Below are 14108 nucleotides of genomic sequence, written 5' to 3' on the forward strand. Positions count from 1 at the left end.
GTCAGCCTCCCTGGGTCGCGCTGACGATCTCGACCCGGTCGCCCGGCTCGAGCGTGGTCTGCGCCCACTCGGCCTTGGTCAGCACGTTCTGGTTCACCGCGACCGCGATCCCGGTGGCACGATCGGAGTACTCCGCGATCAGCTCGGCCACCGACTTGCCGGGCGGTACGTCGATCGCCGTACCGTTCACCCAGACGGATTCCATCGCTTCCTCCCTACGCCGGAATTACCCGATTCAGGTTCAGCGGTCGGTGACGGCGCAGTCACCCTCTCAGCCCACTCCCTGCGAGCTCCCGCGGACCTCTCGACTATAGCTGACAGCTCAATCGACGACGGTCCCGGTTAGCAGGGTGGCGAGCTCGGTCGGCCGGTAGAGGACCTGTTTGCCGGTGCGTTGCGGTTCGACCAGCCCGGTACGGCGCAGCAGCTGGAGATGCTGGCTCACTGCGGACGGCGTCACCTTCAGTTCGCCGGCCAGGTCGGTCGTCGTCCGGGGATGGGTGAGGAGCGCGAGGATGTGCGCTCTCGGCGTACCGATCAGCTGGGCGAGGTCGTCGCGGGACGGCGGCTCGACGACGGACCACAGGTGGGCCTGACCGCGTGGCGGGTAGCCGAGCAGCGGCTCGGCGCCGGGGTCGAACGGGATGACGGCGTGCGGTCCGAACAGGGTCGGCTGCAGTACGAGCCCGCGACCGTCGACGTGTTCGGTGCGGCTCTGCTCGGCCACACGGTCGACCTCGAGCAGCCCATCGGCGTACGTGATCGCCGGGCCCAGACCGTTGAGCATCGCGCCGGTTCCTTGCTGGGTGACGACGTGACCGCGGTAGCTGATGTCGGCGGACAGGAGGGTGCGCATGCGGCCCCAGTACGGCGCCATGACGGCGTCCCAGTACTGGCTCAGGGTTTGGACCACCTTGTCTCTGGTTAGATCTTCTGGCAGCTCGCCGTTGACCGCTACGAGTTGGCGCTCGAAGGTCTCAGGTGCGACGTTTGCGATCACGTCGAGCTCGTCGGAGAGCTGGGTCAGCGGTGAGGTCGGTCGTGGCGTCAGGAAGTCCGGGCTGCCCATGGTGTCGTTGACGAGCCACTGCAGTACGGACCAATCCAGCGCGGCGACCTGCGGCTGAACGGCCCGAACCCAGCCGAGCTGCAGCGGGAACCGGCCGGGATCCTTCAGCGCACGCAACGACAGCACCGTCTCCGCCACCGGCGACACCGCGAACCTGATGTCGGCCAGATCCTGCGAGTTCAGGACATAGGTGAGCACCGCATCTCCCTTTCCACGACATGAAGTATGGATTGTCGGTGGCAGGTGGGAGCGTTGATTTCATGGGTTTCCGAGCGATGGACGACGATGAGATAGCCGAGTTCCTGGCGCAGCCGCTGGTGGCCGTGCTGGCCGTCGACGACCCGGGGTGGTCGCCGCATGTGACGCCGGTGTGGTTCCACCACCTGCCTGACGAGAACAGATTCCAGGTGATGACACCGGCTAAATCCAAGAAGACCCGGCTGCACCGGACCGGCACGGGTGAGCTGTCACTCTCGATCCAGTCGGCCGACGGTGCAACGGCTCGGTACGTCAACATGCAGGGCGTGGCGCGGTTCTTCCCGCTTGATCCAGACCTGCTGAACGCGATGGTGGAGAAGTACCTACCTTCGGAGCACCGCGCGGCCTACCTGGCGCACCCACCCGAGGACTCGATGTTCGACATCACGCCACGGCGCATCACCACCGCTGTGATCGACTGACAGTTCCGCGGGCTACCTCGTCGTACGGGGTATGAGCGACGATTACGTACTCGATGGGGAGCGGACCCGGATCGGGTTCGTGGCCGCGCACCGCGTGGGCGGCAAGGTGCACGGCCGCTTCACGACGTTCGAGGGCGCCTTTTTTGTGAACGCCGCGGACCCGGCGGCGTCGACCGGCTGGCTCACCGTCCAACTGGAGAGCGTCGACACCGGCAACGCCCGCCGCGACTCTCAACTACGCCAGGACTTCTTCGGTACGTCGACGTACCCGGCGATGACGTTCGTCGCCACCGACGTCGTACCGACCGACCCAGACCACGTCGACGTGACCGGCGACCTGACAATCCGCGGCGTGACCCACCCGCTCACCATCCCGTTCGCCCTCACCCAAACCCCCGACGAACTCCACCTACAAACGTCCCACCCCATCAACCGCCACACCTGGCACGCCAACTGGAACGCGCTGACCACGGCCCTCATCCACCCGCAGGTAGCCCTCTCCGTATCCCTCACCGCCACCCGGCGCGCTTGACTCGTTCGCCGCGACCCGCGCGCGCTGAGCTACTCGCAGGCGATCCCGTCGTGGTCGGCGTCGAGACGGTAAGTATCTGAGCCGACAACCTCGATCGGACCGTCGACGTACTCCGGCCCGTTCCCACTCCCGCCCGAGCAGTCGACGTCACTGGCAATCGGAACGCACCCTGAGTAGTTCGAATCGCACCCACCCGACTGCTCCGGCTCCTCAACCTTCGTCCCCACCGCCGTCACCTGCGACCGAGGCGCCTTCGCCACCTCCTGCCGAACCAACCGCTTACCGGTCTGTACGCCGTTCACGAACGTGACCCGGTAGATGAGCCGCCGCGTACCGTTCACCCCCGCCGTACGAACCTCCTTCTCGCCCTTCGGCAAAGAACTGTCCGTCACCGTCTTCTTCTTGAACGGAATCACCCGAAACTCCACGACCTCCTTCGTGGTCGTCACAGGCACCGCCTTGACCGTCACGGTCGGCGGCGCCGGCGTCCCGTACGGCGGGATCGTGGTGACCGGAGCCGCCGGCCCCCGCGTGGTGACCGAACCGGACGAGACGCTGCCCTCCAGCCTGGTAGTCGGTTCCGGCTCATCCCCCGCCGACGTACCCGACTCCGCCCCACACCCACCCACCAGCACCACCAGAGCAACCGCCCCCAGCGCACCACGCAGCAACACGATCCATCCCCCCAAACCCGCCGTCGGTTCCCCCCGCGGCAAGATCTGTCAGCACCCGGCCCACCCGAGCGAATTCCGATCTGTACCACCACCCCCACCACCCCCGCAACCCCTCACCCCAACCCCCCACCAAGCAAACCCCCACCAAACCTGACACACTGTTCCCCTCACCAACCGAGGGCCTCTAGCTCAACTGGCAGAGCAGCGGACTTTTAATCCGCGGGTTGTGGGTTCGAGTCCCACGGGGCCTACCACTTTCCGCAGGTCAGGCGCACATCGGCGCCTCGGTCTGGAAAGTTGGGTCTGCGCAAACTCTGCCAATACTCAGAGTGGCCGATGCATGCCCATCTGAGGGGGATCGGCGGCTCCGCGCAGCCAGCTGGCGGCGCGTTGCTGAGCGACGTATCGCATCCTGTCGCACTGCTCCCGTTTCGTCCGATCCCCGCCCCGCCCAGACGTTGAGCTGCCACGTGCAGCTGGACTGTGGAGGGCTGAGATGAGCAGACCGCACCTTCCGATCGGAACGTGGGGCAACGTCCGATCCCGTGCTGAGAGGAAGGACGCCGAGGGCAAGGTGGTCTCCTGGCGCGCATCCGCGTACTTCCGTGACCACGACGGACGCACCCGTGAGGTCACCGCGTCTGCCAAGACCAAGGGCGCAGCCGAGCACCGCCTACTCACGAAGCTGCGAGACCGGGCAAAGCTCACGCAGTACGGCGAGCTGAGCCCGACGGACAAGATCAACGACCTCATCGACCTGTGGATCGAGAAGCTCGAGGAACGCATCGAAGACGGCCGTCGATCACCGACGACGCTGACGACCTACCGCACGGCCATCAAGAACCACGTACGCCCCGCCCTCGGCGAACTCCTGGTCGGCGAGGCAACCACGCCCCGCATCGACAGAGTGATCGGAACCATCAAACGCAACGCCGGCCGCCCCACCGCGAAGACCTGCCGCGCGGTCATCTCCGGCATGATGCAACTCGCCGTCCGGTACGGCGCCCTGACGGTCAACCCGGTCCGCGAAGTCGAAGCGGTCGAGTCCCGCCCGAAGAACCCGCCGCGCGCTCTGACCAACGAGGAGATCGCAGGCCTACGCCAGCTCTTGACCACCGACGAGGCCGCCGTGCACGCCGACCTCCCGGACCTGGTGCTCTTCATGCTCGGCACCGGAGTCCGAATCGGCGAATCGCTCGCGGTCCTCTGGTCCCAGGTCAACCTCGAATCCGGCGCAGTCGAGATCACCCACACCATGGCCCGCGTCCCAGGCCAAGGCTTGATCCGCAAGGCCCCGAAGTCCAAAGCCGGCGAACGCGCCCTACCCCTTCCAGACTGGGCCGTCACCATGCTCCGCCGACGCCACGCAGCCGGCATCCACCCCGACGCCCCCATCTTCGCCGACTCCCGCGGAGGCTTCCGAGACCCCTCCAACGTCCGCCGAGCCCTCCGCCGCGCACTGTCCCCCGTAGCCAGCACCGCCCGCCGCGACCTCGGCCAGGTACTGCGATCCGCGCGCCTGCAGGCCGGCCTGACCCGCAAAGAGGTCGTCAAGAAACTCGGTTGGCCCAAGACCAGACTCGAGCTGATCGAGAGCGGTCGCATCAAGGTCGACCGCGAACTGGTGGCCACCCTCGTCAAGACCTACCGCATCAACCTCGACGCATCACCCACCCTCAGCGCCCAAGTCGACCAAGCAGCCCAACCCTCACCCTCAGACGCCCTCACCTGGATCCGCTCCCACACCTTCCGCAAAACCACCGCCACCGCCCTAGATCGCCGAGGCCAATCCGCCCGCCAAATAGCCGACCACCTAGGCCAAGCCCAAGTCTCCATAACCCAAGACGTCTACATGGGCCGCCGAATCCACAACCCCTCCGCAGCAACCGCCCTGGACCAGGAGTTCGCCGACCTCGACCTCTGGTGAGAACGGCACCGCGCGTTTGGTCTCTGGAGGTTGGGGCCGAGCTCGCGCTGGCCGTTGACCGCGTCACCTGCTCGGAGCCGGGTACCCGTCGTGCACACCGCGGGCGGCCACCTGACAGGCGCGGAGTAGTTCTGGACCGCCGTCGGCCGCGGTGTACCCGGCGGCTACAGACGAGCATTGCTGCACCCACCTGCCGAGACCAGTCGCAGCTCCGCAGGCAGTCTCAACCTGCCAAGATTTGGGTGATTTTGGCGTCGCCAGCCATAGCCGACCGCAAACACGCTGATACGCCGCCCGCCTGCCATCATAGTGCTCGTCGCTACCCATCATTTCTCGAACCTTTGTCAACGTACGACGGAGCAGCAACGGAGCTGGCGGGAGCTTTGTCGACAATTTCGGCCGCCAGGTACTCCACCCACCGAGGCACGCGATGCGTGATGCTCCCGCGCTAGCATCCAGCCCGTGGCCAATGTCGCCGTTCCCGAAAAGACGCTCGAACACTGGGCAAGCCAGTACTTGCTGTACCGCTACAGGTCCAAGGTCGCGCTGTGGTGGCCGGTTGCTGGACAAGACATCGACATCGCCTGGCTTCCGAACCGGCCCGGGAAGGCCGTCCAGATCGAGCTCAAGACCGTGACTGTGTCCGGAGCTGGCTTGCAGGATGTGAAAGTCGACCTGGGGCAGCTTTGGGAGTACTCCCACCTCCCGCCGAGCCAGCAACCGTTCTACGCGTTCCCACGACCTGACTGGACTGGCGAACTGGCAGCGGAGGCCAGACGACACCGCATTCCGGTGACTGACCTGGCGTTCAGCCGCAGCGGTCCAGGCTGGTGGTTCGCGGACTGGATGGTGGTCCTCACCACGGCCCAAGTCGCTCGGGTACTCGCAACTGACCTCGCTCGGCATGGCTCGCGGTCACGCAAGGCGTCCAAACGCTTGGTGCGCTACGACTTCACACATGGCAGCACGCCAATCATCACCTGGAGCAACGGGAAGTCACCATCACCGCGCCCCCTTCCCTGGCGTCAGTTCTGGGACACCATCCAGAACTGCGGCCAGGTCGGCTGGCCTCAACTCATCCGGTTGCCCTACCAGTACCTGACAACGACGGCTCACTACAGCGCTGACCAGGTTCGCGGCCTGCTTCGGACAGCGGCCAACGACGCCGAACTCCGAGGCGCCGACCTGATCACCCTCGTTCCAGACGCTGATGGAGGATTCCAGGTCGCACCCGAAGACACGGTCAATCTGGCACCTGACTTCGGTTCAGCCGAGCCGGAGGACGGTATCGAGGACCACCGCCAACTCGTGTACCTCGACGCGAACGCCATGTCGGGCACGTAGGAGAGAGGAGGCAGTCGAGCCTGGGCTACCGGCGCCGGCCCGGCCGCCGCGACGGCATCAGCTTGTAGAGGTTGGCACGATCGGTGTGGAGCTTGCGTGCGAGCTCTGAGAGGTTCGCCCCGTCGCCGCCCGCTTCGGCAACTCGATCGACGCCTTCCATCGACACCCGGAGAGACTGACGAGCCTGCGCCAGCAACGCGTTGGCGGCATCCCGCTGCACGAAGGCCGCGGCTACCTTCCGGGCGAACGGCCCCATCTCGTTGCCCACGAGCTCCAACGTGTACTCAATGTCTCGAGACAGGTCGCCGCAGGCCTTCGCATAAGTCATGTGAGCATTCAGTGGCTCCTCGTTCACCTTGAAGTCGATTGTCCCGTTGCCGTGGGTACGGATGGTGTACCAGTCGATTCCACGGACCAGAAAGACCATGTCTCGGTCCCAGCCGGTCGCGAACCGCAGCTCGTCGGACCTAATCGTTGCAGCGACCAACAATCGGCGTCCGTCAGCCCTGGCTTCATCAGCTGATGCGTAGCCAGCGCGGACCGAAACCACCTCACTCGTCTCGTCGAACTGCCAAGACGGCAGCGCGTCGATCTCTAGACCCATCTCCACGAGGTCACGTAGCCGGTTCGCGAGCTTCTCACGACTGCCGGCGACCTCGGAGTACCCAAACTCGATCACCACCGGCCCCGGCGAGAGAGTCCAGATCTCGATCAACCGATCGTCAACGCGGTAGTACTCCGGCGGATCCAGCGCAGGCACGCCGCCCTCCCCGTCAACGACTCCTTGAATCTCGGCGAGCAGTTCGTCTCGTGCGCTGCCGTCGAGAGGCGCCGAGCGCGGCGTCGTGAACGGCAGCATGAAGTCGTACTTCATCGGCCTCCTCTGTGTAATGTGTAACGAGGACACACTACACGCCGAGTCAAACCTCCGAACGCCAAGTCGTTGATCACGAGTGGATCCTGGCGAAGGAGGCTGTATGAACGACCCCAAGGACGGTTCATGCGATTGGCTGACCGTCGCCGAGGTAGCCAGTGCTTTGCACGTCTCGCGGATGACGATCTACCGCGAGATCAGCGCGAATCGATTCCCGGCGCTCCGCATCGGTCGACGCATCCTGGTACCCGCCCGAGTTCTCGACCAACTGGCTGACACCGCTCTAGCCACCGGTACATCGGTCTCCCCCGAAGCTCTTGGCCAGGACTCGAGCACGTGAGTCTCTCGGCTGTCGTGGCCCCCACGGCGTGTTGTCCCGATGAGCGATCGGGATGCACCGGCGGGACCTGGTGACAAACCGTGCCGTTGGTTACATACTGCAATGACTACGCCGCGTGTCCGCCTTGACGCGTGGTGTGCGAGGGGACGCTGTTCGAGGGGGGAACGTGGGGGCTGCGCCCGAGGACGGCGCCGACGAGATCGTCACCGGCACGCGGAGCGATCTTTTCCGGTATCTGACCGCCAAGTGATCAGAGGAATACCGGGCAATTTTCGATCTGTTCGCGCGACGACTGTTGGCGGACCTCTCGCCCTCTGAAGTTGCCGAGGAACTACGGGCGGCTGGCATCGTGCTGTCCGATGACGAGGTCTATCAGCGCTGCGAGAAGCTCGAGAAATGGGGGAACTTGCTCCGTGGCGTCCGCGACACGCGCGCGACCTCCGTTCGTGATTACCACCGTGGCCGGAGCCGGTTTCACGCGTCAAAGCTCGGTGGCCGGTTGCACCGAGTGGCAGAGGACATCCTCGCAGCCGGCGACGGCGTCCAGGAAGTCGCCCGCGAACTCCTGGGAGGTATCGCTGCCAGCCTCGAGCGGATCCTTACAGCGCTCGGCGGTCCCGGTACGCCGGACGCGGAGCAGCTCGCGACCGAAGTGACCTCGGTGTTCACGAGTCAGGCGGTGTTCGACGAGTCGGTCAAGGAGTTCTATCGCTATCTGAACCAGATCCTCACCAGGTACGACCTCGCCGGTGAGGAGTACCTGCAGTTCAAGACTCTGCTGCTCGAGTACATCGAGCTCATCACCGCAGATGTCTCCCGGCACGAGCCGACCGTGCTCGAGCGCTTGAAGCGGGTCCAGGCACAGTCCGGCCGGCTCATCGAGGTCCTGGATTCGCTGCCCAGCCTGATCACGCCCGAGGGCGGTCAAGCAGAGCGACAACCAGGTCGGACAGTCGAGGAGTGGGCGGAGCTCGTCGCGTGGTACGACGGGTCGCGGGGCCGATCCGGACCGGAGACGTTGCGGTCGGCTGCCGACCAAGCGCTAGGCCAACTGCTCGCCAACACCAAGCGCATGCTCGCCGCAGCCGGAACCGGACTCTCGAGGCGTGCCGACCTGCTGAAGCTGGCCGGCTGGTTCGATCACGCGGACGCCGACACCGCGCACCGTCTCTTCGCCGCTGCCTTCGGAGCGTATCCGGTCCGGCATCTACTCGCGGGGCCCGAGGATCCGAACGTCATCGACGGTCCGTCCACGTCGTGGTGGGACGCCGAGCGCGTCGACGTAGCGGTCAGCCTTCGCGAGCGCGGTGACCGTACGCCGAGGGGCAAGAACTCCGCCGTACCGGATCCAGGCCTGACTCGCCAGCGTCTGCTCGATGAGGCCGAGCGGGAACACGACCGGCGGCGGCTCGCGGCCAGCGAGCTGGTTGCGGCCGCAGATCTCCATGGCGCCTACCTCAGCCCAGCGGCTCGGGATCTGGCACTGGAGTACCTCGGCCGCCTCCTGGCGATGTATCGGGTGATTCCGAAGGGAGCGTCGATCGTGGATGCGGATCTCGCACTCGAGATCGAATTCAGTCCGTCGGCTGGGCGCACACTGATCAGCGCACCGGACGGCGATCTGGTGATCCACGGTCTGCGCGTCACGGTCGCCGGGCTGACCGGTCTGCGGGGACTCGAGACCGGAGATGGTGCCGGATGACGGTCAGTACGGCGAGCCACGAGGCAGCCGAGCGTCGGACGGCGGCGCGTGCCCTACTGAAGACGCCCATCCTGACGACAAACGCTCCGGCAGAGCTGACGCTCGTCCGGCGGCACGCCAAGACGCTCAAGCAGTTGTTCTTCAGCAGATTCGGCTACAACCTCATTGTCGAGACGAGTTTCGCCCGGCTGTTCAAGGCGGGTCTCGACGCGGGCACACCCACGCGGGCGGCCCAACGGAGTACCGAACAAGATTTCACGCCGAGGCACTACACCTACCTCGCGCTGACGTGTTCAGCGTTGCTGTCACCAACGGTCGGTGAACAGGTCCTGCTCTCGGCGCTGGCCGACCAGATCCGGGCTGACGCCGTACTCGCCGGGCTGAGCCTGCCTGACACGATCGAGCAAGCCCGCCATCTCACCCAGGCCCTGTACCTGTTGATGGAGTGGGGCGTGATCAGCGAGACAGACGGGGCGATTGCCTCCTGGGGCACTCGTCAGGAGGAATGCCTGCTGGATGTGAACAGGCCGCTCCTTCCGCATCTCCTCGCCACGACGCTTCGCGAAGCTTCGACGCCTGGGGAACTTCTGACGGTGCGAGAGGACCATTTCAATCCCGAAGCTCCACGGCGCAGCCTGCGCCGCAAGCTCGTCGAGAACCCGCTGGTACGACGCGAAGACCTGAGCGAGGCCGAGCGCGACGTGCTGTCCCGCGAACGGCGTGACCTGGCGCGGCGACTCGACGAGGACTTCGGCCTGATCCTCGAGGTGCGCTCAGAGGGCGCGCTCGTGTACGACCCGGATGAAGAGCTCACCGACGTGCTGTTTCCTGGAAAGGGCACGGTTGCCCATGCGGCGTTGCTGCTGCTCGATGCCTTGACCGACACTCTCCGACCGACGGCCGAGTCCCGGGCACAACTCGACGGCGCGGATGTGCCGGGTGTATTCGCGCCTTCGGAAACAGTCTGGGAAGAGATGCTGCTGATCATCGAGCAGTACGGCTCAGCCTTCGCCGAACGCTACAAGCACGCCCCGGACACATTGATCGACGAAGCGGTCTCGCTGCTGAACTCATTGAGTCTGACGCGGTCCGTCAAGGACGGCCTGATACTCCATCCCGCCTGTGCCAGATACAGGCCCGAACCACAGAAGCTGCCATCACGTCCGCGCCACGTGGTGGACCACGCCGCGGATTCTCTCGATGGGTTGTTCACCGACCCGGACTCTTCAGAGCAGGGGGAACGATGACTGTCACATTGCCGCCACGGCCCGGTTCGGCAGACGGCCTTGACGAGCGGGCTCCCACCCATCACCCCGACCGCTGGCGGCTGCATCGCGCCGGTATCACGAACGTCTGGTACTACTACGACAACGAGTTCGACTTCTCCGGCGGCAGGATGATCCTGCGTGGGACGAACGGCTCCGGAAAGAGCCGCGCCCTGGAGATGCTCCTGCCTTTCTTGCTCGATGCGGACCGACGCAGGATGGATTCGACCGGTTCAGGGACCGTCAAACTCGAGACCCTCATGCGGTACGGCGGTGAGGAGCAGCCCAACCGGCTCGGATATCTGTGGCTCGAACTGACTCGGGAGAACGACGGCCCGGAGTTCCTGACGGTGGCGGCGCTGATCCGGTACTCGGCGAGTACGTCGCGCGCCAAGGTGTGGTACTTCATCACGCCACAGCGAGTCGGCGAGGACCTCGTTCTGCTCGACGCCGGACGCCATCCCCTCGGGCTCAAGAACCTCACCGACCTGATCGGCGAGGAGAACATCACCGAGTCTCCTTCGGTCCACTGCGATCGAGTTGCGCACCGCGTCTTCGGTCTCTCCGGGCAGTCGGGCAAAGAGCGCTACAGCGGGCTTCTGCAGCTCCTCCACACACTCCGATCACCGGATGTCGGGAACCGCATCGAGGACAACAAGCTCGCGAAGATCCTCTCCGATGCGCTTCCCCCGCTGTCCGAGCATGCCCTCGACACCGCCGGCTCCCATCTCGACTCCCTGTCCGAGGCAAGACAGGCACAACAAGACCTGGCCCAGACTCAGGACCAGGTCCGCACGTTCATGGCCACTTATCGGCGCTACGTCAGAACTCTGCTGTCCAGCGCGATCAGCACGGTCGAAAATCAAGCCGGCTCGGTTCGGGCAGCCGCGACGGCGGCGGCCGATCTGCGGCGGGAAGCCAGGAGGCTCTACGAGGACGCCACCAGCGAGGACCGGCAAGCTGGGGAGCTCGCCTCCACCGCGGAGGACCTGCGGGCAGATATCGAAGGCTGGACGAAGCTTCCCGCCTACCAAGCCGGCCTACAGCTGGAGGGTCTAGCAGAACGAGCCTCGGCTCTGAGAACCGCCATGCAAGCACGAATCGACGCAAGCGAGTCAACGAGGGAAACCGAGTCCGACGCTGTTGGCGCTGCCAACAGATCGGCCGGCGAACTCACGCTGGCCGTCTCCACGGCCGAGGACCTCCGTACGAGGTGCCGGGAGAGTCTGCTGAGCGCCGGCGTACCCGTCGGTGCGTTGCCCGGTCCGATCCGCAGCACAAGGATCGAAGCCGAACCCCTGGAAGAGTTCGTCCGGATGTCCGCAGAGGACGAGCTGCAACCGCTGCTGCGGCCCAGACCGGATGTCCTCACGGTTTCGCCTGGACAGCTCGATGCCGCGGCGGTCACGGTCGATACCTTGAAAGAGAGCGCCGAAAGACGTGCCGCGGCCGCCACGAACCGTGGTCTCACGGCTCAGAAACTCGTCCGTGAGCAGGCCGAGGTCGAGCGAGCCGACGAGGCGGCCGGCCGCGCCGAGGACAAAGCGTCCGACGCTGTAGAACTCGCAGAGCAGAACGCGGAAGAGCGGGACGACGCCGCGAGGTCGCTCGCCCGCGAGTGGCGGGACTGGACTACGTCCGGCCACTCAGCCGAGGTGCTGGGAGAGGTCGACTGGTCTACCGGTCCAGTGGCCGGTCTGCTGTTGGACATCAATGCACTGATCGGCGACAGCCTGGAACCAAGGCTCGAGCAGTTGGACCAAGCGGCTCAGGCGGCTGCAAGTCCGGCACGACTGCGGCTGGCAGGGTCGTTGGCAGAGCTCGACATGGCCGACAAGAACGACACGCAGCGGCGTGGGCAACTTGAGAGCGAACAGAGCGCACTCAGAGCTGATGAGGACCCCGAGCCCGAGCTCCTCCCGTGGGCGCAGACGATGCCTGCGGGCGCCGTGCCGCTCTGGCGCTGCATCGACTTCACGGACGCAGCAGACATTGACGACACCCGTGGCGCGATCGAGGCCGCTCTGCAGGCCAGCGGGCTGCTCACTGCCGCTGTGACTGCGGACACAACCCTGACAGCTGCGAACGGGCAGGTACTCCTCACCCACGAGTCGAAGATTGCGCGGCAGCCGGTGACGTCGCTGCTCAGACCTGACACGGAGAGCCCGGTCGCAGCCGAGACGGTGGGCGAGATCCTGTCGAGGATCGGACTTGGCTCGGATGGCCATGCCACCTGGGTCGACGTCGACGGCCGCTGGGGCAACGGCCTGCTCTCCGGCCGGTACCGTGCCGATCACCCACGACACATCGGCGCTGCGGCGCGCCAGGCGGCGCGACAGGCCAGGCTGGCCGAGATCGCGATCGAACTGGTGTCGTTGGACCGGGTGGCCGAGGCCCGGCAGGTTGAACGGGAAGCGATCGAGTCCGCGGTATCCAGGCTCGAGTCTCACCTCATGACCTCGCCGAGGAGCGGCCCTCTGGAGAATCTGCGGTGGGCGGCGAAGATGTCGTACCAGGCCGCAGAGGTGGCCAAGGAGGAGGCAGCTCGCGCGCGCGGCCTCGCCGAGCAGCTGCGCCAGGCCTGGACGCAGGCCTCCGACGAACATCGCAGGCTGTGCGACCACAGCAATCTGCCGCAGACGGTCGACGATCTGGCCGCTGTCCAGCGGAACGCCGAGGAGAGCGCGCGGCAGTGCGGCGGCCTGAGTACGGCGATCAGAACCACGAGCAGGCATCGCGATGTGCACGCCGAGGGCCTCGGCAGGGTTGATGCGGCGGCCGGCCGACGCCGCGTCGCAGAGGGCGAGGTTCAGGGCGCGTGGCGCCGCTGGCGGGATGTCGCGCAGCAACTCGAGACGATTCGGAAGGACTTCGGGACTGGAACCGACGAGATCATGCGCCGCATCGATGAGGCGAAGCGGCAAGCCGACGAGTTGGAACTGAAGGTGGCCGCGGGCCGCCGGCGGGCCGGGACGTTGGTGACGAACGCCGCAGTTGTCGAGAGTCAGGCGAACCAGGCCGAACTCACGGCACAGCAAGAACAGCAGATCCTCGCTGGGACTCTCGGCCACCTCCGGACGCAACTGACGCTTCCCGGCGTCGTCGAGGCCGCCACCCACAGACGATCCGCAGCAGGTTCTGAGGACATGGAACAGGCTGTTCGCCTCATCACGGATCTCAGTGAGGAGTCGCCGGATCTCGCACGGGCCTGCCGGCAGCTTCGGGAGACAGTCCAGGCTGGAGACACATCGGCGCCCATCGATGAGAACAGCTTGCTGAAGGCACAGCAGACACTCGATCGTGAGCTGTCGTCCAGCTTCGACATCGTTCTCTCGGTGGTCGAAGGCGTGCGCCTCTTCGAGCTGATCGATGCCGACGGTCGGTTCCCGATTGCGCTCGCCGCCCAGCGCCTCGACGAACGGGTCGATCAGGCCCGAGCTGCCCTCTCGGAGCGCGAGTACCAAGTGTTCTCGGAGTATGTCGTCGGCGGGGTCGCTGATGAGCTCCGCAGAAGGCTCGGTGATGCGGACCAGTTGGTGCGGGCCATGGACGGGACCCTGAAGGGGATCACGACAAGTCAAGGCATCCGGGTACGGCTGAAGTGGGAGCTGCTCCACGAGGACGCTTCGGCGATCGGCAGGATTCGTACGTTGTGCATGAGGTCCTCGGCGTTCCGCTCCAGAGCGGACACGGCGAGCTGA

General features: G+C 65.7%; 11 protein-coding genes, 1 tRNA gene, 1 pseudogene and 1 riboswitch. Of the genes and pseudogenes, 9 read left to right on the plus strand and 4 right to left on the minus strand.

The window, feature by feature from the left end:
* Position 1: 1 nt before the first annotated feature.
* Together thiS and E0H92_RS36640 are read right to left on the minus strand one after the other, a co-directional pair.
* Complete coding sequence (gene thiS / locus E0H92_RS36635; RefSeq protein WP_131460777.1) at positions 2–205, minus strand: sulfur carrier protein ThiS; 204 nt, start codon at positions 203–205, stop codon at positions 2–4.
* Positions 196–307: riboswitch (TPP riboswitch) on the minus strand. It overlaps the preceding gene by 10 nt.
* A 15-nt stretch (positions 308–322) precedes the next feature.
* Positions 323–1267, minus strand: coding sequence for a DUF5937 family protein (locus E0H92_RS36640; protein ID WP_131499445.1), 945 nt, complete (start codon positions 1265–1267; stop codon positions 323–325).
* Between the two features lie 77 nt (positions 1268–1344).
* Here E0H92_RS36640 and E0H92_RS36645 point away from each other — a divergent pair, with 77 nt between their 5' ends.
* Both E0H92_RS36645 and E0H92_RS36650 read left to right on the plus strand, forming a co-directional pair.
* Entirely contained in the window at positions 1345–1749 is a 405-nt protein-coding gene (locus E0H92_RS36645; protein WP_165550187.1) for a pyridoxamine 5'-phosphate oxidase family protein, read from the plus strand.
* A gap of 31 nt (positions 1750–1780) precedes the next feature.
* A complete protein-coding gene (locus E0H92_RS36650) occupies positions 1781–2281 on the plus strand; it encodes a YceI family protein (RefSeq protein WP_131499447.1) in 501 nt (166 codons plus the stop codon).
* 29 nt (positions 2282–2310) lie between these two features.
* Here E0H92_RS36650 and E0H92_RS44810 read toward each other — a convergent pair whose 3' ends face one another.
* A complete protein-coding gene (locus tag E0H92_RS44810; RefSeq protein ID WP_202873999.1) occupies positions 2311–2955 on the minus strand; it encodes a G5 domain-containing protein in 645 nt (214 codons plus the stop codon).
* 178 nt (positions 2956–3133) lie between these two features.
* Here E0H92_RS44810 and E0H92_RS36660 point away from each other — a divergent pair.
* The 3 genes from E0H92_RS36660 to E0H92_RS36670 all read left to right on the plus strand — a co-directional run bounded on the left by E0H92_RS36660 (position 3134) and on the right by E0H92_RS36670 (position 6226).
* Positions 3134–3209: transfer RNA gene (locus E0H92_RS36660), tRNA-Lys, on the plus strand.
* 242 nt (positions 3210–3451) lie between these two features.
* The gene (locus E0H92_RS36665; RefSeq protein ID WP_131499448.1) at positions 3452–4882 is read left to right on the plus strand and encodes a helix-turn-helix domain-containing protein; all 1431 of its coding nucleotides are present in this window, start codon (positions 3452–3454) and stop codon (positions 4880–4882) included.
* A gap of 462 nt (positions 4883–5344) precedes the next feature.
* The gene (locus E0H92_RS36670; protein ID WP_131499449.1) at positions 5345–6226 is read left to right on the plus strand and encodes a hypothetical protein; all 882 of its coding nucleotides are present in this window, start codon (positions 5345–5347) and stop codon (positions 6224–6226) included.
* A 25-nt stretch (positions 6227–6251) separates the two neighbouring features.
* Here E0H92_RS36670 and E0H92_RS36675 read toward each other — a convergent pair whose 3' ends face one another.
* Positions 6252–7100, minus strand: coding sequence for a hypothetical protein (locus E0H92_RS36675; RefSeq protein WP_131499450.1), 849 nt, complete (start codon positions 7098–7100; stop codon positions 6252–6254).
* 103 nt (positions 7101–7203) lie between these two features.
* On the opposite strand from E0H92_RS36675, the gene E0H92_RS36680 reads away from it, so the two are divergent.
* The 4 genes and pseudogenes from E0H92_RS36680 to E0H92_RS36695 all read left to right on the plus strand — a co-directional run bounded on the left by E0H92_RS36680 (position 7204) and on the right by E0H92_RS36695 (position 14108).
* The gene (locus E0H92_RS36680; protein ID WP_131499451.1) at positions 7204–7440 is read left to right on the plus strand and encodes a helix-turn-helix domain-containing protein; all 237 of its coding nucleotides are present in this window, start codon (positions 7204–7206) and stop codon (positions 7438–7440) included.
* 265 nt (positions 7441–7705) lie between these two features.
* Positions 7706–9142, plus strand: a pseudogene (locus E0H92_RS36685) (DUF2397 domain-containing protein); the annotation flags it as partial.
* Entirely contained in the window at positions 9139–10389 is a 1251-nt protein-coding gene (locus tag E0H92_RS36690) for a TIGR02678 family protein (RefSeq protein ID WP_131499453.1), read from the plus strand. The pseudogene E0H92_RS36685 and the gene E0H92_RS36690, both read left to right, overlap by 4 nt.
* Positions 10386–14108: a TIGR02680 family protein gene (locus E0H92_RS36695; protein WP_131499454.1), complete on the plus strand. Its 3723-nt coding sequence runs from the start codon at positions 10386–10388 to the stop codon at positions 14106–14108. Before E0H92_RS36690 ends, E0H92_RS36695 begins: the two co-directional genes overlap by 4 nt.

The sequence above is a fragment of the Kribbella speibonae genome, assembly GCF_004331375.1.
Lineage (GTDB): Bacteria > Actinomycetota > Actinomycetes > Propionibacteriales > Kribbellaceae > Kribbella > Kribbella sindirgiensis.

Bases quoted from the DNA above. Each gene is read 5' to 3' on its own strand.
- thiS (WP_131460777.1), bottom strand. From the start codon at position 205: ATGGAATCCGTCTGGGTGAACGGTACGGCGATCGACGTACCGCCCGGC.
- E0H92_RS36680 (WP_131499451.1), top strand. From the start codon at position 7,204: ATGAACGACCCCAAGGACGGTTCATGCGATTGGCTGACCGTCGCCGAG.
- E0H92_RS36690 (WP_131499453.1), top strand. From the start codon at position 9,139: ATGACGGTCAGTACGGCGAGCCACGAGGCAGCCGAGCGTCGGACGGCG.
- E0H92_RS36665 (WP_131499448.1), top strand. From the start codon at position 3,452: ATGAGCAGACCGCACCTTCCGATCGGAACGTGGGGCAACGTCCGATCC.
- E0H92_RS36695 (WP_131499454.1), top strand. From the start codon at position 10,386: ATGACTGTCACATTGCCGCCACGGCCCGGTTCGGCAGACGGCCTTGAC.
- E0H92_RS36650 (WP_131499447.1), top strand. From the start codon at position 1,781: ATGAGCGACGATTACGTACTCGATGGGGAGCGGACCCGGATCGGGTTC.
- E0H92_RS36675 (WP_131499450.1), bottom strand. From the start codon at position 7,100: ATGAAGTACGACTTCATGCTGCCGTTCACGACGCCGCGCTCGGCGCCT.
- E0H92_RS36645 (WP_165550187.1), top strand. From the start codon at position 1,345: ATGGACGACGATGAGATAGCCGAGTTCCTGGCGCAGCCGCTGGTGGCC.